This is a genomic window from Alteromonas naphthalenivorans (genome assembly GCF_000213655.1).
GTDB lineage: Bacteria > Pseudomonadota > Gammaproteobacteria > Enterobacterales > Alteromonadaceae > Alteromonas > Alteromonas naphthalenivorans.
This window is the reverse complement of record NC_015554.1, coordinates 865,472-883,927: the sequence shown is the minus strand read 5'-3', so window position 1 is coordinate 883,927 and position 18,456 is coordinate 865,472. Positions and strand designations below refer to the sequence as shown.

19 protein-coding genes are annotated in these 18,456 nt (G+C 43.4%); 9 read left to right on the top strand and 10 right to left on the bottom strand.

The features are described from left to right. Positions 1-16: 16 nt before the first annotated feature. The 8 genes from AMBT_RS03770 to AMBT_RS03735 form a co-directional block, all read right to left on the bottom strand. Complete coding sequence (locus AMBT_RS03770; protein WP_013783257.1) at positions 17-556, bottom strand: YfiR family protein; 540 nt, start codon at positions 554-556, stop codon at positions 17-19. A gap of 6 nt (positions 557-562) precedes the next feature. Then, on the bottom strand, positions 563-2,515 hold the full coding sequence (locus tag AMBT_RS03765) for a TonB-dependent receptor plug domain-containing protein (protein WP_013783256.1): 1,953 nt from the start codon (positions 2,513-2,515) through the stop codon (positions 563-565). 306 nt (positions 2,516-2,821) lie between these two features. After that, the gene (gene secF / locus AMBT_RS03760) at positions 2,822-3,763 is read right to left on the bottom strand and encodes a protein translocase subunit SecF (protein ID WP_013783255.1); all 942 of its coding nucleotides are present in this window, start codon (positions 3,761-3,763) and stop codon (positions 2,822-2,824) included. A gap of 9 nt (positions 3,764-3,772) precedes the next feature. Beyond that, positions 3,773-5,620, bottom strand: coding sequence for a protein translocase subunit SecD (gene secD, locus AMBT_RS03755; protein ID WP_013783254.1), 1,848 nt, complete (start codon positions 5,618-5,620; stop codon positions 3,773-3,775). A 55-nt stretch (positions 5,621-5,675) separates the two neighbouring features. Continuing rightward, positions 5,676-6,014 (bottom strand): preprotein translocase subunit YajC, encoded by a 339-nt coding sequence (gene yajC / locus AMBT_RS03750; protein ID WP_013783253.1) that lies wholly within the window; start codon positions 6,012-6,014, stop codon positions 5,676-5,678. 24 nt (positions 6,015-6,038) lie between these two features. After that, positions 6,039-7,151: a tRNA guanosine(34) transglycosylase Tgt gene (gene tgt, locus AMBT_RS03745; protein WP_013783252.1), complete on the bottom strand. Its 1,113-nt coding sequence runs from the start codon at positions 7,149-7,151 to the stop codon at positions 6,039-6,041. 178 nt (positions 7,152-7,329) lie between these two features. Continuing rightward, positions 7,330-8,394, bottom strand: coding sequence for a tRNA preQ1(34) S-adenosylmethionine ribosyltransferase-isomerase QueA (gene queA / locus AMBT_RS03740; RefSeq protein ID WP_013783251.1), 1,065 nt, complete (start codon positions 8,392-8,394; stop codon positions 7,330-7,332). 379 nt (positions 8,395-8,773) lie between these two features. After that, positions 8,774-8,986 (bottom strand): DUF6471 domain-containing protein, encoded by a 213-nt coding sequence (locus AMBT_RS03735; protein ID WP_232043593.1) that lies wholly within the window; start codon positions 8,984-8,986, stop codon positions 8,774-8,776. Between the two features lie 237 nt (positions 8,987-9,223). Here AMBT_RS03735 and AMBT_RS03730 point away from each other — a divergent pair, with 237 nt between their 5' ends. From AMBT_RS03730 to AMBT_RS03690, 9 genes are all read left to right on the top strand, one after another. Beyond that, positions 9,224-9,613: a DUF2170 family protein gene (locus tag AMBT_RS03730; protein WP_013783249.1), complete on the top strand. Its 390-nt coding sequence runs from the start codon at positions 9,224-9,226 to the stop codon at positions 9,611-9,613. 23 nt (positions 9,614-9,636) lie between these two features. Then, the gene (locus AMBT_RS03725; RefSeq protein WP_013783248.1) at positions 9,637-10,317 is read left to right on the top strand and encodes a PspA/IM30 family protein; all 681 of its coding nucleotides are present in this window, start codon (positions 9,637-9,639) and stop codon (positions 10,315-10,317) included. Positions 10,318-10,420: 103 nt separating this feature from the next. Then, entirely contained in the window at positions 10,421-11,476 is a 1,056-nt protein-coding gene (locus AMBT_RS03720; protein ID WP_013783247.1) for an ion channel, read from the top strand. Between the two features lie 14 nt (positions 11,477-11,490). Further along, positions 11,491-12,135, top strand: coding sequence for a YjfK family protein (locus tag AMBT_RS03715; RefSeq protein WP_013783246.1), 645 nt, complete (start codon positions 11,491-11,493; stop codon positions 12,133-12,135). A 26-nt stretch (positions 12,136-12,161) separates the two neighbouring features. Next, positions 12,162-12,578, top strand: coding sequence for a DUF350 domain-containing protein (locus AMBT_RS03710; RefSeq protein WP_013783245.1), 417 nt, complete (start codon positions 12,162-12,164; stop codon positions 12,576-12,578). A gap of 48 nt (positions 12,579-12,626) precedes the next feature. Then, entirely contained in the window at positions 12,627-13,268 is a 642-nt protein-coding gene (locus AMBT_RS03705) for a DUF1190 family protein (protein WP_041452750.1), read from the top strand. 3 nt (positions 13,269-13,271) lie between these two features. Further along, positions 13,272-14,465 carry a glutathionylspermidine synthase family protein gene (locus AMBT_RS03700; RefSeq protein WP_013783243.1) on the top strand — a complete coding sequence of 398 codons (1,194 nt, stop codon included), beginning with the start codon at positions 13,272-13,274 and terminating at the stop codon, positions 14,463-14,465. A gap of 94 nt (positions 14,466-14,559) precedes the next feature. Continuing rightward, the gene (locus AMBT_RS03695) at positions 14,560-15,099 is read left to right on the top strand and encodes a rhomboid family intramembrane serine protease (RefSeq protein WP_013783242.1); all 540 of its coding nucleotides are present in this window, start codon (positions 14,560-14,562) and stop codon (positions 15,097-15,099) included. A gap of 63 nt (positions 15,100-15,162) precedes the next feature. Then, positions 15,163-15,861, top strand: a complete 699-nt coding sequence (locus AMBT_RS03690) for a VC0807 family protein (protein ID WP_013783241.1) — start codon at positions 15,163-15,165, stop codon at positions 15,859-15,861. Here the strand turns inward: AMBT_RS03690 and glsB are convergent. Both glsB and AMBT_RS03680 read right to left on the bottom strand, forming a co-directional pair. Then, positions 15,855-16,763, bottom strand: coding sequence for a glutaminase B (glsB, locus tag AMBT_RS03685; RefSeq protein ID WP_013783240.1), 909 nt, complete (start codon positions 16,761-16,763; stop codon positions 15,855-15,857). The genes AMBT_RS03690 and glsB overlap by 7 nt on opposite strands. 21 nt (positions 16,764-16,784) lie before the next feature. Beyond that, complete coding sequence (locus AMBT_RS03680; protein WP_013783239.1) at positions 16,785-18,245, bottom strand: alkaline phosphatase; 1,461 nt, start codon at positions 18,243-18,245, stop codon at positions 16,785-16,787. Positions 18,246-18,456 lie beyond the last annotated feature (211 nt).

Here is an 18,456-nt window from a genome sequence, read left to right as displayed (position 1 = left end):
TTTTTCAGGAATATGCTCACCATGGCTCTCGCGGCGTGTCAACAACTCGCCCCAATCTCATTACCTTCGAACTTAAGACGATATTTGACCTATTAAGCCTTTGTGGCGCTATTTCAAAACGTATTTTTCCGCCCGTTTTGAATAAGTTTATATGCCCCGACCACTGAGCAATATTCTTTGACTCTGAAATAATCATAGTACTGACGAACTCAACACTATCAAGAGAAACTGGCTGATGTTCGTTTCTTTCTACGATAAACAGTGAGTGACAACCCGCCTCGGCATGATCAATGTAAGTAGCCACTACAGGCTTTCCTTTTACCCTCTGACTCGCAAGTGTAATTTGCGCTGCCTTTACAAAATCAGAATCGTTGCTGCATATCCTATAGAAATCACTGGTATTGGGATCGAACCACTCACCAGTACTGTAAAGCGCAAAGTTGTAGATAAACCCCGCTTTTATTGCATTTTCTCTGTTGCTAGAGCGAGCATGAGACTCACTCAGTGACAGAGCGCTTAAAGAGATGATTAGTACTATTTTGATGTAATTCTTCATAGATATTTACTCAAAAAAGTAGCTGAAGTTGATTACAAAAGAAGGTTCAATAAACGAAGGAACAACAAAAAGTTGCCGTGTATTTGTATACTCAACCCTATCGCTAATAAACAAATTATTTCCGGTCGCACTGAACTGAAGGTTCTCCGATAATTGCCATTGCCATGACACGTCTAACGCATAGTAGTCATCAGTACTGTACGCTTCTCCCTTCTCCCAGCGAGTAGTAGTAAATAGTGAGTGAACATCATTAAGCTGCAAACTTGTTTTAAACAGCCACTGTTCGACTTTTGAATTTTCGCCCGTCGGTGATTGTAAATTTTCTGAGAGATCGTAGTCGATTTTCGCAAAACTATAAGTCAGTTCTGTATTGAGCCAAGAAGCGACTTGCCAATCTACAAATACCTCTCCCCCATAGGTATCAAGGCTACCGTCAGAGACAAATGTCTGAATAAATGACGCAGGCGGAATTATCGCAACGTCTGTGGTAAGGACATTATCAGCATCAGTTTTAAACAACGATAAATCGATATTAAGTTGCCTCGCGTTGTAGCGGTAACCTACCTCCTTTGAAACTGACTGTTCAGCTTGTATATCTCTATTTCCTTGGATGATTTGCGCCAATATGATATTGCCGAATGGGATACCGGCAGCCCGGAAGGATAGATCCATTTCAGTGAACGATGGAAAGCGACTGCCTTTTGATATTGAAGCCCAGAGCTTAGACATCTCACTCACTTCCCAGATCACCTTAACTGAGGGTTGATGCTCCCATCCTATGGCACTATTTCGTTCAACTTTAGTTCCTACGCTAACGCTAATTTGGCTAGGAAGGTGTTCATACTGAGCCTGTAGAAAAGCACTGTAATACTGCAAGCTATCAAGATCATTCAGTGAGGTGAGATAGTCATTGCTTGTCAGCTTCAAATCGATATGTCGATAATTTAATCCAAAGTCGAACTGAACCGTGTTGATTTGCGAACTAATTAAATAATCGATACTGACATCGTCTTGTTTGTCTTCAAAATAAAACGAATCGTACTCTTCGTTGTTATAGGTTACCTGGAAAACTTGGCTGGTATTGGTATCGATAATATGGTCAAGACGAACCGCAAAATTAAATAAGTCTCTTGTTTCTATATCTTCGTTAAATTGGGTAATATTTGTTACTAAATCAGGTGTTAACACGACATTTCTAATGTCTATATTTTGATATTCCCCCTGTACTAGCATGAACACAGTATCACTTAAATTGAGATCGAAGCGTGTACCGACCCCTTGAGTATGATTGCTATCGTTGGGAGAAATAGTGAAATAGGCATTGTTTGATTCACGTAGGTTTTTGCTAAAAGCGTGAACCCTAAACGACCCCAAAGAATCGAGATCTTTGCCAAAGCGAATTGAGGCATTTGTCAGTTCGCTTCCCACCTCTAGGTTGCTCAACAAGCCACGGGTATCTTCACTGTGTTTTGTAATAATATTGACCACGCCGTTGGTGGCATTATTTCCCCACGATAATCCTCCATTGCTTCTAACCACTTCAATTCGTTCAATATCATATAACGGAATATTAAGTGCTTCCCAGTTGACTCCACCATCAACGGCATCGTATATGCTCTGTCCGTTCACGAGCACTAGCATTCGGCTAGAAAAACGCCCAGCAACCCCTCGTAACGTAATAGCCCAGTTGTTGTTATCGATTTTCCGCACCTGTACTCCAGGTACAAGTGACAGTGCTTGGGGAATAGAAGTCACACCTGAACGTTTTATTTCATCGCCAGGGAGAACATAAATGGAAGCAGCATTTTCCTCTGCATCACGTAAGCGACGGGTAACAGTAGAAAGTTGGACATCTAAATCCATTAACGCATCTAACGCTAGATGGTTACTATCTATCGTCTGCGAGACCGCCCAAAGGGGGGTAAGCAAAGCAAGCAATAGTCCGGTTAAAACTTTCATCCATTAATCACCCAGAAGAGACTATATGCATTTTTCTGATTAGCGTTTATAGACTAAGAAAAGAGTACGTACTAACCCAAACCCTGTTATTGATAAATCATAGAAGTCTTTCCACAACAGGTTAGGACGCTTAAATTATAATCTAAGGGTGTATATATGGATGTAATACTTAATGATAATTTTTAAGTTGAAAAGATATAGAGGGAAGCTAACCTAACTTGTATGTAAGGTGACAAGGGTGATGACAAAAAAAAGCTAGTCAATTGCTGACTAGCTTTTTGTAACTTGTAAACCTAGCGTCAAAAGTTAGGGCATTGGGTCTAAATCAGCGCCTTCTTTTTCTACCTGAGGTGGCATCAAATCTTCTTTACTAATACCCAGTGCTAGTGCAACTGAGCTTGCAATATAAACGGAAGAATACGTACCAACAACAACACCAAACAACAATGCAGTAGCGAATCCGTGAATAAGTGCGCCGCCTTTGTAAAACAGTGCTACCAATACCAATACCGTGGTTAATGACGTGATAATGGTACGGTTCAAGGTTTGCGTAAGCGAGATATTGATAATATCAATAGGCTCGCCTTTACGAATTTTGCGGAAGTTTTCACGAATACGATCAGAGACAACAATGGTATCGTTAAGCGAGTAACCAATTACCGCTAATACCGCTGCGAGTACCGTTAGATCAAATTCAATTTGAAGTATCGAAAATAACCCCAAGGTTAGAATAACATCATGAGCAAGGGCCGATACCGAACCTAGCGCGAAACGCCATTCAAAACGCATGGCAACGTAAACCAATATACAGATGAGCGCCACTAGCATGGCCAAACCACCCTGCTCAGTAAGCTCTTCACCCACATTTGGTCCTACGAATTCAATACGACGCATATCAACCGTAGTGCCGTCGGCACGTAACGCTGCTAATACTTGCTCACCAATGGTGGCCGCTTTAACACCGTCACGAGGTGCAATACGAATTAGCACCTCTTGACTGCTGCCAAAGTTTTGTACAATAGCGTCTTCGAATTCCGCGTTGTTAAGTAACGCACGAATCGATTCTAGGTTTGCCGAATCTTCATAACCCACTTCAATTAGCGTTCCGCCAGTGAAATCTAATCCCCAGTTAAGACTGTTAACGCCCAAAGAGACAAACGAGCCTAAAATAAGAATGGTAGATAGCACCATCGCTGGCACACGCAGACGCATGAAATTAATGGTTTCAGATAACTTTAATAATTGCATGTCCTGCTCCTATATCGCTAATTTCTGTACATTACGTCGACCGCCCCACACAGCGTTAACAATAACGCGTGTTAGTAAAATGGCAGTAAACATAGAGGTAGCAATACCAATCATTAGCGTAATAGAGAAGCCTTTAATTGGACCGGTTCCTACAGCGAACAGAATAAGACCCGCAATGAACGTTGTGATGTTAGCATCTAAAATGGTAGAGAACGCGCTGTCATAGCCATGATGAATGGCCTGTTGAGGGCTTCTTCCATCACGTATCTCTTCGCGAATACGCTCGAATATCAGCACGTTGGCATCTACTGCCATACCTACGGTAAGTACGATACCCGCCATACCCGGTAAGGTTAGCGTCGCACCAGGGATCATAGACATAATACCCACAATCATCACCAAGTTGGTGATAAGTGCAATGTTTGCCACAATACCAAAGGCTTTGTAGTAAATGAGCATAAACACAAGTACCGCCAACAAACCATACACAATAGCTTGTGTACCAAGCTCAATGTTCTCTTTACCTAAACTTGGCCCTACTGTGCGCTCTTCAACAATTTGGATAGGCGCAATCAATGCTCCGGCACGGAGTAACAAGGCTAAATCACGCGCTTCTTTTGGTGAATCTAGACCCGTAATTTGAAACTTACTGCCTAACTGTGCACGAATAGTGGCTACAGAAATAACCTGTTCGTGCTTTTCGAAGATTAGCTTGTCGTCTTTATTACGCTCGCCGTTCGACTTGTATTCAATAAATACCGTCGCCATTGGTTTGCCAATGTTGCCACGGGTCGAGCGAGACATTTTATTGCCGCCCTCTGAATCAAGAGAAATATTAACGTTAGGCAAACCGTATTCATCTACACCACTATTGGCATCAATGATATGACTTCCGGTAAGCATAATGCGTTTTTCAAGCAACTGCGGAATACCTTGCTGGTCTTCAATAACTTGAGAACCCGCTGGTACACGACCGCTAATAGCGTCACGCACGTCGTTTTTCTGATCAACCATTCTAAATTCTAAGGTTGCGGTAGCATTTAGAATTTCTTTAGCACGGGCCGTATCTTGAATACCAGGAAGTTGCACAACAATACGGTCAGCACCTTGTTTTTGAACCAAAGGCTCAGCAACACCTAATTGGTTAACACGGTTACGAATAATGGTAATGTTTTGCTTAACCGCGTTCTCGCGAATCTCTTGAAGTTTAGCTTCAGAGAAAACCGCTCGAAGTACTAGGTCGTCAGTTTGGTTTAGCGTAAGGTCGCGATTTTGGTTACGTAAGAAAAACTCTGCTTTATCAAGCGTTTCTTCATCACGGAACGTAATTTCTACGTAGTCTTCTTTCTGTGTAACACCACGATAGCGAATGCCTTCTTCGCGCAAAGAGGTACGAAATCCACTTTCAGCATCTTCTAATGACTTAGTGATGACTTCGGTCATATCCACTTCCATTAAGAAATGAACGCCGCCGCGTAAGTCCAAACCAAGTTTCATTGGCGTGCCACCTAACCCTTCAAGCCATTCCGGCGTATCAGGTGCAAGGTTCATTGCCACAAAGTAATCGTCACCTAATGCATCTTCTAATGCTTCACGGGCAACTAATTGAGTGTCTGAATCTGAGATACGAACGAGAATTTGCTCATCTTCGAATTCGATGCGCTTGGGAGTAATACCTTTTGCCGCCAACGTAGACTCAACTTGGCCTATCATTGACTCGGTTACGACAGCGTCACGGCCTGCAGAAATCTGCACTGCGTGATCTTCACCGTAGATATTGGGAAGTGCATAAAGTGCGCATAGTCCAATGACGATAAGCGTACTTAGCACTTTCCAGATTGAATTTTTATTTAGCACTGGATAGTTCCTTTCGTGCCAGTACCGGGAAGGTCCCGGCCCCGGCGTTTGTCAATTACAGCGACTTCATAGTGCCTTTTGGCAACACAGCTGTTACAGACGACTTCTGCACAACGATGTTGTTCGTGTCGTTAAGAGAAATTTCGATAAAATCTTTGTCGTCAGACACTTTCGTAATACGACCAACAATACCACCTTGCGTTAGCACTTCATCGCCTTTACCTAATGAAGTAACTAAGTTTTTATGCTCTTTTACACGCTTCGCTTGAGGGCGATAAAGTAGGAAGTAAAAAATTAAACCGAATACGGCCAACATGATGATCATTTCCATGCCACCGCCTTGTGCAGCGCCGCCAGAAGCTTGCGCATGTGCGCTTGAGATAAATAGGCTCATAAAATTCCCCAAATATTTTCGTTGTTATAGTGCCGGAACCGGCATATTTTTTTGTTCATAGAAAGTGTGTACGAATTCGTCCAACGAATCTGCTTCAATAGCATCGCGAAGGCCTTGCATAACACGTTGGTAGTAACGAAGGTTATGGATGGTGTTTAAACGCGCACCCAAAATCTCATTACACTTATCTAAATGATGTAGATAAGAGCGAGAATAGTTTTTACAAGTGTAACAGTCACAATTTTCATCAAGGGGCGAGGTATCGTTGCGGTGGACCGCATTACGAATTTTCACTACGCCATCGGTAACAAACAAATGACCGTTTCTTGCATTACGGGTTGGCATAACACAATCGAACATATCGATACCACGGCGCACCGCTTCTACAATATCTTCTGGTTTACCTACACCCATTAGGTAGCGTGGTTTGTCTTCTGGAATTTGCGGCGCAGTATGGTCGATAATGCGGATCATATCTTCTTTAGGCTCACCAACCGATAAGCCACCAATAGCATAACCATCGAAGCCAATAGCTTCTAGCCCAGCTAGCGATACATCACGCAGACCTTCATACATGCCACCTTGGATGATACCAAACAAAGCAGCAGGACTGTCGCCATGAGATTCCTTGCTTCGCTTCGCCCAGCGTAATGACATTTCCATAGAAACGCGCGCTTCTTGCTCAGTGGCAGGAAAAGGCGTGCACTCATCGAAAATCATCACGATGTCGGAACCCAGATCGCGCTGCACTTCCATTGATTTTTCTGGCGTAAGTAAAATCTTCTCACCGTTAATTGGCGAGCGGAAGGTTACCCCTTCTTCAGTGATTTTACGCAAATCACCTAGACTGAATACTTGGAAGCCACCTGAATCGGTAAGGATAGGCTTATCCCAATGCATAAAATCATGCAGGTCGCCATGCTGGCGTATAACGCCTGTGCCAGGGCGCAGCATCAAGTGGAATGTATTGCCAAGGCAAATATGTGCACCACTGTCTTCTAATTCTTCAGGGGTCATCCCTTTCACTGTGCCGTAGGTTCCCACAGGCATAAATGCTGGGGTTTCTACCACACCACGATCAAAAACCAGACGTCCGCGTCTGGCTTTACCATCGGTTTTCAACAACTCAAATTGCATGTAAAGCGTTCCCAATCAGGTGCGCGCTCTGGCGCTGGGTCAAACGAAATTGTGGGCGATTATACCAGTTATTCTTCGGAGATCATGCCCAATACGCATGTTTATCGTTGAGATAAAGAAATAGGGCGGTCATCCTCTGCCCTATTCCCTAAAATATCGCTGAAGCTTTATCTTTCAATTAGGCTTTTTCGATAAACATGCTGTCGCCATAACTGAAGAACCTGTACTCGTTCTCGATGGCTTCTTGATAAGCATTCATCACATTTTCTCTACCAGCAAAAGCACTTATCAGCATCATTAGTGTCGATTCGGGCAAATGAAAATTAGTGAACATGGCGTCGACTACTTTGAAGGTAAAGCCCGGATAAATAAAAATTTCAGTATCTGAGTAAAACGGCGCAATCACAGGGTTTTCACCTGTATTATTTTCGATTGATTGCTCTGCACTGGCTTTTGCCGCAGATTCTAACGAACGTACCGATGTAGTGCCTACCGCAATCACCCGCTTACCTTTTGCTTTGGTTGCCAATACGGCATCTACCACTTCTTGAGATACCTCGGCATACTCAGCATGCATTTTATGCTCTTCGATATTTTCCACCCTTACAGGTTGGAAAGTACCTGCACCAACGTGCAAAGTAACAAAAGCCAAGTTCACGCCTTTTGCTTTTAACGCCGCCAGCATATTGTCATCAAAGTGTAAGCCCGCCGTGGGCGCTGCAACTGCGCCTGGCGTTTCATTGTAAACCGTTTGATAGCGTTCTTTGTCGGTAGATTCATCTGGGCGGTCAATATAGGGTGGCAATGGCATATGACCATATTGCTCTAATAATGAAAGCGCCGTTTCTTCATGGTCGAAGCGAAGCAAGAACAAAGCATCATCACGCCCTTCAACCGTGATATTTACATGTTCTTCTAGCAACAAACGGGTACCAGGCTTTGGTGCTTTACTGGCTCGAACATGCGCAAGTGCGGTGTGCTCGGTTAAAATACGTTCAATAAGCACTTCAACGTGGCCACCGGTTTCTTTCTTGCCTAACAGCCGCGCAGGTATAACGCGGGTGTTATTAAAAACCAGAAGGTCGCCCTCGTCTACTAAAGACAGCATGTCATTGAACATGGAATGCGTAACTGCGCCCGACTTACCATTCAACTGAAGTAACCGGCTTGCCGTTCTATTTTCTGTTGGGTACTTGGCAATCAGGTTTTCTGGTAGTGTGAAGCGATAATCTGATAATTTCATATTTACTATTTAAAACGCTAAAATTGAACTAAAGAATTAAGACAAAAGTTGAATATTAAGTAAATTTAAGTTTTATACACATCGGTTAATTCAACCGAAATACAACTTCACTCAATCATCCAACCTGTTATTTTTATTAGCCTAAAGTAGCTATGTATAATTTACCATACCTACTTATGGGACCCAATACGGTCGTATATCAAACAAAGATAGAAGAAAGAACCTTAAACGGTTAAGATTCATCCCAGATAGTGATGATGTTCTCCCTTAACATTCCTTATCTTAGACCCGACATTAGTCGGGTTTTTTTTCGCTTGTCGATTGGTATCGACTTCTTAAGCGAGCTTTTCACTTAATATCCTTTTTGTAATGAAGCATTTTACCTGTTTGTATCGTCAAGATCAGTTAAGATTTCTTCTATTAACGCCGCATCTACTGCTCGCGCTTTAAGGACGTATAATATTTGTACTAACAAATCTGCGCCCATAATGCCTTTATTCACCTTATTTCTTAAATTATCAGCACTTTGTTCTACACCAATGTCGGCTAAACGCTGACTGAGCGCTTGATATTTCACTCCACGCACAGACATTTCAGACTTAACGAGTCGCGCTACGGTTTGTCGCCATGCATTTTTAGCACTCAATTAAACACCCCACTTGTGACGTATATTTTACAAAAACACACTTTTTTACACATTAAAAGCATATTCGTTATTGACGATTATGGCATAATACGTCTACACTGCAAGTCAAGAATATTGGCGAGTGCGTAAATTGTGGTTACAGTGGCACTCGACATTATCGCTTCAATCGAAAAGGAGAACTGTATGAGTTGGGATCTAGAAAGCATCGAATCTTTGTTTAAAGAGCACGATGACTTTGTGGTGACGCGTGAGGAAAACTGTTTACTCATTGCGAATCAAGACGGTATAGACGCGTGGCTGGCTATTAGCGGCGAGCAAATTTTAGTGGAAACCTTATTGTTTGCTTCATCAGAAGTTAAAGACAAAGCGGCTTTAGATCACGAAATTTTATCTACCCATATGTTGTTCCCGTTAACTACGGTTGGTATTTCAACTGTTGGCGATGAGGAATACTACGTTGCCTTTGGTGCGCTTAGTGCCCAATCGAAATCAGAAAGTATTGTGATTGAAGTAGAAACACTGTTTCAGAACGTTGCATCATTTTTAGATGCCTACGAAACACACCTTAGTTAATATTTACTTCGAAGGAGAAGCGAATGTCAGTTTGGAAAAAATTAGTTACTGCAGTAAAGGGTGGTGCCAACGAAGCGGCACAGTCGGTAGTAGATAGCCAGGCTATCCGTATTCTGGAGCAGGAAATTAGAGAAGCTAAAGAAGAATTACGTAAATCTGATCATGCTAGAACGCAGATTTTAGCGAAATGTAAGTTGTCTCAGCAAAAAGTCGCTAGCTTTAATTCTTCCATTGAAGAATACGAAGCGCATGCACGCAAAGCTATTGATAACGATCGTCAGTTAGCCCTTGATTGTGCCCAAAAGGTATCTGAGTTGAAAGAAGAGCAAGCGCAAGAACAAGCGTATCTTGATCAGTTCCAACAATCAGAAAAGCAATTGGCACAGAATATCCAGCAAGCAAAAGCAAACTTACGCCGTTTAGAGCAGCAAGTGGATATGGTGAAAGCCACTGAAAGTGTACAAAAGGCTCAAGTTGCTGTTTCGTCTCGCCACATGGGCGCGAACAGCAAGATGAAAACTGCAACGGAATCGCTTTCACGTATTCAAGATAAGCAGAAGATGCGCAACGCTGAACTTCAAGCGGCAGAAGAACTTGCCACTGAAGAGTCGAGCAGCGATTTAGAAAAGCGCCTTTCTGAAGCCGGTATAAAAGGGGGAAAAACCTCCGCCGATGATGAGCTTGCTCGTATTTTAGGCAAATAAAGTAATATTTAACGGGAGCTTAAGCTCCCGTTTCGTCTTTTATAGACATATTCCCCGCTTAAAGGCACAGTTAAAGAAAGACAAACAAAGGTTGTTTCTCGCTATGTCGCAATGGATACAGCTGCGCAAAATCATGCTGCAGTATTTCGCCGAATCTCGTTGGTACACGATTCTAGGCGCTACCGCCTTCTATGGTGTGAGTAGTTATTGGCTACTCTATGCCGCCAACGAAAATGCATTAATTGCACAAGCCGATTTTATCTACTGGTTAGCTGTTACCGCATCGACGGTGGGTTATGGCGATTTATCACCCACGACCTCCGCCGGCAAGCTCATCGTAGCATTTTACGTTATTCCCTTAGGACTAAGTATTTTTGCCATGGTAATTGGCCGAATTGCAGCCTGGGTATCTGAACAATGGAAAAAAGGGGTAATGGGCATGACAAGCCTAAATGTTAGTAAACATATTTTGGTGATTGGTTGGAACGAGCAACGCACTATGTTGTTGTTAAATTTGTTATTGCAAGAACGCGAAGCCATGACCGAACGGCCCGACATTGTTCTGTGTGTAAAAGCAGATATCACCAACCCCATGCCAGGTATTATCGAATTCGTTAAAGTAGACTCGTTTAACAAAGACGACGATATGGACCGGGCCTGTATTGACGCGGCTCAAACAATTCTCATCGATAATCCACAAGATGATGTCACTATGACCACTGCGCTTTATTGTTCGAAACGAAATCCGCAAGCTCATCAAGTTGCTTATTTCAATGATGATAGCCTAGTGGGCTTGCTACAAGAACACTGCCCAAAAGTGGAATGTACGCCTAGTGTCGCCGTTGAAATGCTGGCTAAAGCGGCATTCGATCCCGGTTCCAGTATGCTGCACCACGACTTATTAAGCATTGGCGAAGGGCAAGCGCAGTTCTCTGTGAAGATACCTAACGACAGCCCTTCTATTTCCGTTGCCAAACTATTTATGAACTTAAAGCGTCGACACGATGCCATATTTATTGGTTATGCTCCACACGGACAAGTGAAAGACATGGTGGTGAATCCACCGTTAGACTCAACTCTGGCTCCAGGCGATACCTTATTTTACATTGCCGACAGGCGCATTAATGCCATCAATTGGCCATCGTTAGACGCCGAATAACACAGGAGTGTATTGTGTTTAGTAAATTATTTAAGAAAAAAGCGCCAGAAAAACCTAAAGCGCCTGAAGTGATGGGCTTGTATTTAGGTGGTTCATTCGAACTAGATAATTTAAAGCTGTCGTTACTTGAGCCATCGCTTACCATAGAAGGCGCTGCACGTTCACAACTGATTCAAGCCGTGGGTGAAGCACCACTTGATACTGGCGGTACTTTGCTGCGCTTTTACACAGACGATGATGGTTTTTTACAAGTAGTACTTGATGGCGGGCTTACAGAGAATCATATTACCGACGTTAAACTTTGGCATTTTTACAGTACTGAAACCATTGGCAGTGAACAGCAATGGAAATCGTGCGTAAATACCCTGATTAGCCAACCTACTTATACTCTTGATGGCAAAGTATTTAAGCGAGTCTGGGAGGCCGTAGGGGCAGAATCACCGCCCGTAGCAGTGACAGAAACCACCTACGAAGAAGATGAAGATATCAGCACTACCGATCAGTTTATGATGCTCTACGAACGAGAGATAGAAAATGATAGAGTGGAGTCATTACTGGTGGCGGGCGAAGAAAAGATAGTGGGTAGCAATTTCGACCGCTGCCTAGTTATTTCCACGGGGTTTGACGTAGAACCCGCAGACATTACGATAAACGGTTAATCGACATATAAAGGTAAGGACGTTCTATGAACACTATTATGGACTCATTGGCAGGATTAGATAACTTTACGGTGTATTTCGGCCTCTCAATTGTTTTCTTATTCGTCTTCAAACTGGTGTATGCCCTAGTGACCCCACATGATGAGTGGAAACTAGTTAAAGAAGAGAAAAACGTAGCAGCTGCAATTGGTTTTGGCGGCGCGATTGTTGGTTTTGCTATTGCACTTGCTAGCGCAGCGACACACTCAGTCGCTATTGTCGATTTCATTATTTGGGCTGTTGTCGCTATTATTGCGCAATCGTTAGCCTTTGCGTTATTACGTTTTACCTTTATGCCTAAAATTGCTCAGCGTATTAACGAAAATGAAGTTTCTGCAGGCGTGATGCTAGCCAGTATGTCTATTGCAGTGGGTTTATTAAATGCGGCATGCATGACCTATTAAGGGGGACCCATGACAAACTCTAATAAATCACACGCAGCACAAGATGCTATGACAGATAATCAGTCAAGTGGTTCTGCCACCAGCCGAAAACGTAGCTCAGGTATTAACCTTTCTCGTATGCGCAAAAGCTACGCGTTAAAGCCTCTCGCTATTGGTATTGCCAGCGTTTTCCTAAGTGCTTGTGGTGAAGAGAAACAAGACGCACAAATTTACACTTCACTGGAAGACTGCAAGCGAGATTTCCCTGATGCAGTAGAGCGCTGTGATGCAGCTTATAAAACCGCGACAGAAGAAGCCATGCGTACTAGCCCTCGCTTTAATAGCGAATACGATTGTGAGTACGAATTTGGTGCCAACCAATGCCGCACGGTGAATACCAATTCAGGCAGTGTATTTATGCCCTTTATGGCAGGCTTCATGGTAAGTCAGTTGTTATCGCCAAATCGCTATTACTCACAGCCTCTCTATACCTCATATTCACCCTACTCTTCATATCGCTCTCGTTGGGTTACGGCTGATGGAAATGTGTTTAGCGGTGATATTCGCAAGCGCAATTACAAAGTGGGCTCAGATACACTGAAACCCAAACCTACGGTAAATCGCACAATGAAGCGCGGCGGTTTTGGTAGCAGTGTAAGGGCAAAATCATCGTGGGGAAGTAGCTCACGCAAGGGCAGTTGGGGCGGATAAGCCATGTTTAGAATGCCATGCCAGCCTCGCAAAGGTTGGCAGCAATTGGCCGGCGAATTTGGGTTTCATTTTCATACCATGTATGGCGAACCCTATTGGGATGAGCGCGCCTATTATCAATTTACGCTTGCTCAGATTGAAAAAGACATTGAAGACCCCACCGCTGAGCTTCATCAAATGTGCTTAGCTGTGGTAGATGATGTGGTTAATAGTGAGCAGTTACTCACCCGCTTTTCTATTCCCGAAGCCCACTGGGGATTAGTTAAAGACAGTTGGCGCAACCGCGACCCTAGTTTGTATTCCCGCTTAGATTTAGTTTATTCCGGCAAAGGCCCCGCAAAACTGCTTGAAAACAATGCAGATACGCCCACCAGCTTGTACGAATCAGGTTTTTGGCAATGGCTATGGTTAGAACAACAAGTGAATGCGGGTGTACTGGCGCGAAATGCTGATCAGTTTAATAGCTTGCAGGAAAAGCTGGTGTTTCGCTTCGGTGAAATAGCCCAGCATTATCAATTAAATCAAATGCACTTCTCTTGCTGCAAAGATACCGAAGAAGACCGAGGGACGGTGCAATACCTTCAAGACTGCGCAAAAGAAGCTGGTATTCAAAGCGACTTCGTTTTTATTGAAGACATTGGTTTGGCAGATACAGGGGTATTTACCGACCTGGCTGATGCCCCCATTACCGATTGTTTCAAGTTATATCCTTGGGAGTTTATCCTGCGCGAAGAGTTTGGTGACTCACTCGCTGATGCAAAGGTAAATTGGTTAGAACCTGCGTGGAAGTCTATTATTTCAAACAAAGCACTACTGCCTTTGTTATGGCAGAAATTTAAAGGCCACCCTAATTTACTCCCTGCCTATTTCGCCGACGATATTCCTCATAATATCCATCATAAAACCCCTCATAATGCCATGCACGGCGGCAAGTGGGTCAAAAAGCCATTATTTTCAAGAGAAGGCGCGAATATTTCATTAATTGAAAATGGAAAGGAATCGGAATTAAGCCCTGGTCCGTATGGAGAAGAAGGGTTTATTGTACAAGCTTTTCACCCCCTTCCTGTGTTTGATGGAAACCATACACTCATTGGTAGCTGGTTGGTAGATGACATGCCAGCAGGCATTTCGGTGCGTGAAGACAGCAATGCGATTACGCAAGACTTGTCTCGATATTTACCCCACATCATCTTGTAGTTGAACACCAAAACGCTGTTGTTTAATAAGCATAGCCGCCCAACAATACTTCCATACTAGGCAAGTGTTATAACGAAGGAATATAAAACTGTTTATGAAGCCATTGTCTTTTCAACTTCGCGTGTTACTTACCTTGGGCGCATTTCTTATCGTCATTGAGATAGTGAACCTGGTAACGGGAAATAGCTTGAATCAGTTTGGCGTATATCCACGCTCCTTGTCTCATTTGCCCTATATCTTCACAGCCCCATTTTTACACGGTACGCCGTCCCACTTAATGGCTAACTTTATCCCCTTATTGCTGTTTATGTGGCTTACTATGCAGTGGGGAAAGCGCACCTTTCTCATCGCCACCGCAAGTGCGTTGATTATTGGCGGACTGGGGGTGTGGATTTTTGGTCGTAGTGCTATGCATATTGGCGCAAGTGGTATGGTTTACGGCTACTTCGGCTTCGTAGTATTAGCTGGCTTTAAGAGTAAGAAAGTGAAATACCTGCTTATTTCTATCGTTGTTGCTGTCCTTTACGGCGGAATGCTGGTAGGTATATTGCCAACCTCTAGATTTATTTCATTTGAATATCATCTATTTGGCTTTTTAGGTGGGTTATTTGCCGCTTGGCACTGGGCACGATGAATGGATGCCGTATAATTGTGCTCAATTAAACAGTGCGGCAAATAAGAGAAAGATAAAGGCGTTATGGCAGAAGTACAATCGCAGCAAAAGAATCAGGGCTTTTTCGGCAACCTTGCTTTCAATATTATTATACCCGTGGTGCTAATGAGCTATGCAAGCTCTGAAGATTATTTAGGCCCCGAATGGAGTATTGTCGCCGCACTCGCTTTCCCCATAGGTTATGGATTATGGGATTTGAAAGCATCAGGCAAAGTGAACGGATTTTCTGTTTTAGGTATTATCAGCGTATTGCTAACGGGTGGTTTTAGTTTGTTAAAACTGCCTGCCGAGTATATCGCCATTAAAGAGGCAGCTATTCCTGCGGCTATTGGTTTGGCAGTATTGATAACCCAATATACTGAAAAGCCACTGGTAAAAATGCTGATATTAAACGACCAAATTATAAATTGGCCACACTTAAATAGCGTGCTCGATGCACAGAACAAGCAAGCTTTGTTTAAACGCAAAGTCGCAGTCAGTTCTTATATTGTGGCAAGCTCGTTCTTTTTATCTTCAGCCTTAAACTACATTTTAGCCAAGGTGATTTTGGTAAGCGAGCCTGGCACTACGGCTTATACCGAAGAACTAGGCCGAATGACAGCCTTAAGCTACCCCGTCATTGTCATACCCAGCATGATATTGCTTATTACCGCACTATGGTATTTATTCAGCCAGATTAAGAAGATAACTGGCGAAGAGTTAGATGATTTTATTAATCAGTAGACCGACCAATTAATGCGCTTGCTCAATGACGTAAGCGCAGCTACCCCTAAATGAGAGTTCCCCACTGCGTTTAGCGCGGGAGAAAAAACACATATAGAAAAGCGACCCGGTACCACGGCAATGACTCCACCGCCAACACCGCTTTTTCCCGGTAAACCAACCTTAAAAGCAAAGCTACCCGCTTCGTCGTACATACCACTAGTGGCTAACAACGCATTCACTTGACGATTTTGGTCTGGGCTTAGTACCTGTTCGTCGGCACATTTAGAATAACCTCTATTTGCTAAGAAGTTCGTGGCTCGCGCTAAATCAACACAACTCATTTCCAAGGCACAGTTGTTAAAATAGCTATGCAATACATCCTCAACTTCATTTTCAAAGTTGTTATAGGCTTTCATTAAATACGCCATTGCAGCATTTCTAGCACGATGCTCAAATTCAGAGTCAGCAACCACTTTATTGGCGAAAATATTATCGTTGCAGGACAAGCGCCTAACAAAGTCTCGCATACCAATATGAGGCGAGGCGAAACGAGACTGTGTCATGTCACTCACCACTAATGCCCCCGCATTAATAAACGGGTTCCGTGGTATACCGTCTTCGTATTCCAACTGTACTAGCGAGTTAAATGGCAGACCCGACGGTTCGCAACCTACCCGTTCCCACATGCCCTCGCCATAGTGATTCATGGCAAGCACTAAGTTGAAGACTTTAGATATACTTTGAATAGAAAAAGGCACATCAGCATCACCAATTGACGTAATGTGCCCTTCAATATCACAGATAGCGATGCCAAATTGATGAGGATCGACACTGGCAAGCGCAGGAATATAGTCTGCGACTTTACCCTCCCCTAGCATAGGTTTTACTTCATCAAAAATGGCTTCTAACAATTCCAGCATTAGCGCAGTATTCCTATACGTTTAGTTACAACGCCAATTTTCTTTAAAGTCGCAGCTTGCGTTTGTGCCGTCTTTTTTATCCGTTGCTTTTATCAATTCAACGTTTGTTGAAATACCTTGAGCAGTGGTATTGCGGTTATCAATGAAGTTAAAAATCTTCTTAGCGATATCCGTATTATCAATTTGGCCCATAAAATCGTCATGGCCAGCGCCAAATGCGAATACTTCTACGTCTACACCGGTATGGCCCGATGTTGTCCAGCCTGTGTTGGTTTTGTTGTCTAAAAATACCTTCAGGGCATTAAAGCGCGCTTTAACATCTTGCTGTGCAATACTATCGAGCGTGGCGATTTCTTCATCGGTAACATCAAAACCAAAAGTCGTTGCAACATAGTCACCAGGATTATCGTGTTCAACCATATTCTTCGCTATGGTACCCAGTGACGCTTTCAGGTTATGTAAATACTCTGGGCTCCAGCTATAGTCACCTCGAGCACCTATGGTTAAACCGCCAGTGCTGTGATCGGCCGTTAGAATAACCAAGGTATCTGGGTGCGCTTGCACGTAGGTCTTTAAGAATTCTATGGTGTAGGCAAGGTCTTGCATTTCAGCCATCGCCGACGCGATATCATTGGCATGCCCCGCCCAGTCTACTTGGCTGGCTTCAACCAGTAAGAAATACCCGTTGTCGTTTTCTAAGTGCTTAATAGCATGTTCTGTTAGGTATTTAAGGCGATTATCACGGCTGTCGTCTAGCATGGCAGGTAAGGCTACAGGTGCAAATAAACCCAGTACGTTGCTGCCTTTAGGCACTGTCGCTAAACGGTTGTAAGTGTCGGTATATTCATAACCGGCATCAATAAATTCACCAATGATATTACGATCTTCCCGCTCAAAAAAATCAGTACCACCACCTAACATCACATCGGCGACAAGCTCACCATTTACGCGAACATCGAAAAAATCGTCGGCGATAGCATTGTAGTTCTGGCGACTTTCGTTGTGAGCAATATAAGCCGCTGGCGTAGCGTGAACAATTTGTGAGGTGACCGCTAGGCCTGTTCGCATGCCTTTCAATTTCGCGTAATGCATGACAGATTTAACAGGCTGCTTATCTACATCAACACCAATAGCACCGTTATAAGATTTCACACCAGACGCCAGTGCAGTAGCTGCGGCAGCTGAATCAGTTACATAACCAGAAACGGGTGCTGGATAAGTAGATGCATTCCCCATCAAAATATCATCGAATACGACCGCATCAACTTCAGGGGTGTTTTTATCATCAACATAATTACGGTACGCCGTAGAGAAAGCAGGCCCCATTCCATCAGCTACTACCATGATAATATTGTTAGGTGCTGAGTTTTGCGCAACAGTCTTTTGCGCACTTTCATTTGAGGTAGAGCCACACCCAGACAGTGCTAAAAGCGAGCCGCATAGCGTAAAGGTGGTTAATAGTTTGCGTTTACTATAAATCATGAAACTTCCCTGAGAACTGAAAAAGCGCCATATCAAAAAAACGTGGGCGCGGACGACCCTCATCCTAAATGGGTCGCATTTAAGAATTGTGTCATTTCACACATTGCACAAAATATTCACCAGATGACGGCGAGAATGTTGAACATGCTTATTATTGAAGGCGTTAGTGTAAGGCAGACCTACCCATTTCTCAAAGCATTAAGGGTAAATA

Coding starts and splice junctions, on each gene's coding strand:
- AMBT_RS03770 (WP_013783257.1), bottom strand. CDS start 556: ATGAAGAATTACATCAAAATAGTACTAATCATCTCTTTAAGCGCTCTG.
- AMBT_RS03765 (WP_013783256.1), bottom strand. CDS start 2,515: ATGAAAGTTTTAACCGGACTATTGCTTGCTTTGCTTACCCCCCTTTGG.
- secF (WP_013783255.1), bottom strand. CDS start 3,763: ATGCAATTATTAAAGTTATCTGAAACCATTAATTTCATGCGTCTGCGT.
- yajC (WP_013783253.1), bottom strand. CDS start 6,014: ATGAGCCTATTTATCTCAAGCGCACATGCGCAAGCTTCTGGCGGCGCT.
- tgt (WP_013783252.1), bottom strand. CDS start 7,151: ATGCAATTTGAGTTGTTGAAAACCGATGGTAAAGCCAGACGCGGACGT.
- queA (WP_013783251.1), bottom strand. CDS start 8,394: ATGAAATTATCAGATTATCGCTTCACACTACCAGAAAACCTGATTGCC.
- AMBT_RS03735 (WP_232043593.1), bottom strand. CDS start 8,986: ATGTCTGTGCGTGGAGTGAAATATCAAGCGCTCAGTCAGCGTTTAGCC.
- AMBT_RS03730 (WP_013783249.1), top strand. CDS start 9,224: ATGAGTTGGGATCTAGAAAGCATCGAATCTTTGTTTAAAGAGCACGAT.
- AMBT_RS03725 (WP_013783248.1), top strand. CDS start 9,637: ATGTCAGTTTGGAAAAAATTAGTTACTGCAGTAAAGGGTGGTGCCAAC.
- AMBT_RS03720 (WP_013783247.1), top strand. CDS start 10,421: ATGTCGCAATGGATACAGCTGCGCAAAATCATGCTGCAGTATTTCGCC.
- AMBT_RS03710 (WP_013783245.1), top strand. CDS start 12,162: ATGAACACTATTATGGACTCATTGGCAGGATTAGATAACTTTACGGTG.
- AMBT_RS03705 (WP_041452750.1), top strand. CDS start 12,627: ATGACAGATAATCAGTCAAGTGGTTCTGCCACCAGCCGAAAACGTAGC.
- AMBT_RS03700 (WP_013783243.1), top strand. CDS start 13,272: ATGTTTAGAATGCCATGCCAGCCTCGCAAAGGTTGGCAGCAATTGGCC.
- AMBT_RS03695 (WP_013783242.1), top strand. CDS start 14,560: ATGAAGCCATTGTCTTTTCAACTTCGCGTGTTACTTACCTTGGGCGCA.
- AMBT_RS03690 (WP_013783241.1), top strand. CDS start 15,163: ATGGCAGAAGTACAATCGCAGCAAAAGAATCAGGGCTTTTTCGGCAAC.
- glsB (WP_013783240.1), bottom strand. CDS start 16,763: ATGCTGGAATTGTTAGAAGCCATTTTTGATGAAGTAAAACCTATGCTA.
- AMBT_RS03680 (WP_013783239.1), bottom strand. CDS start 18,245: ATGATTTATAGTAAACGCAAACTATTAACCACCTTTACGCTATGCGGC.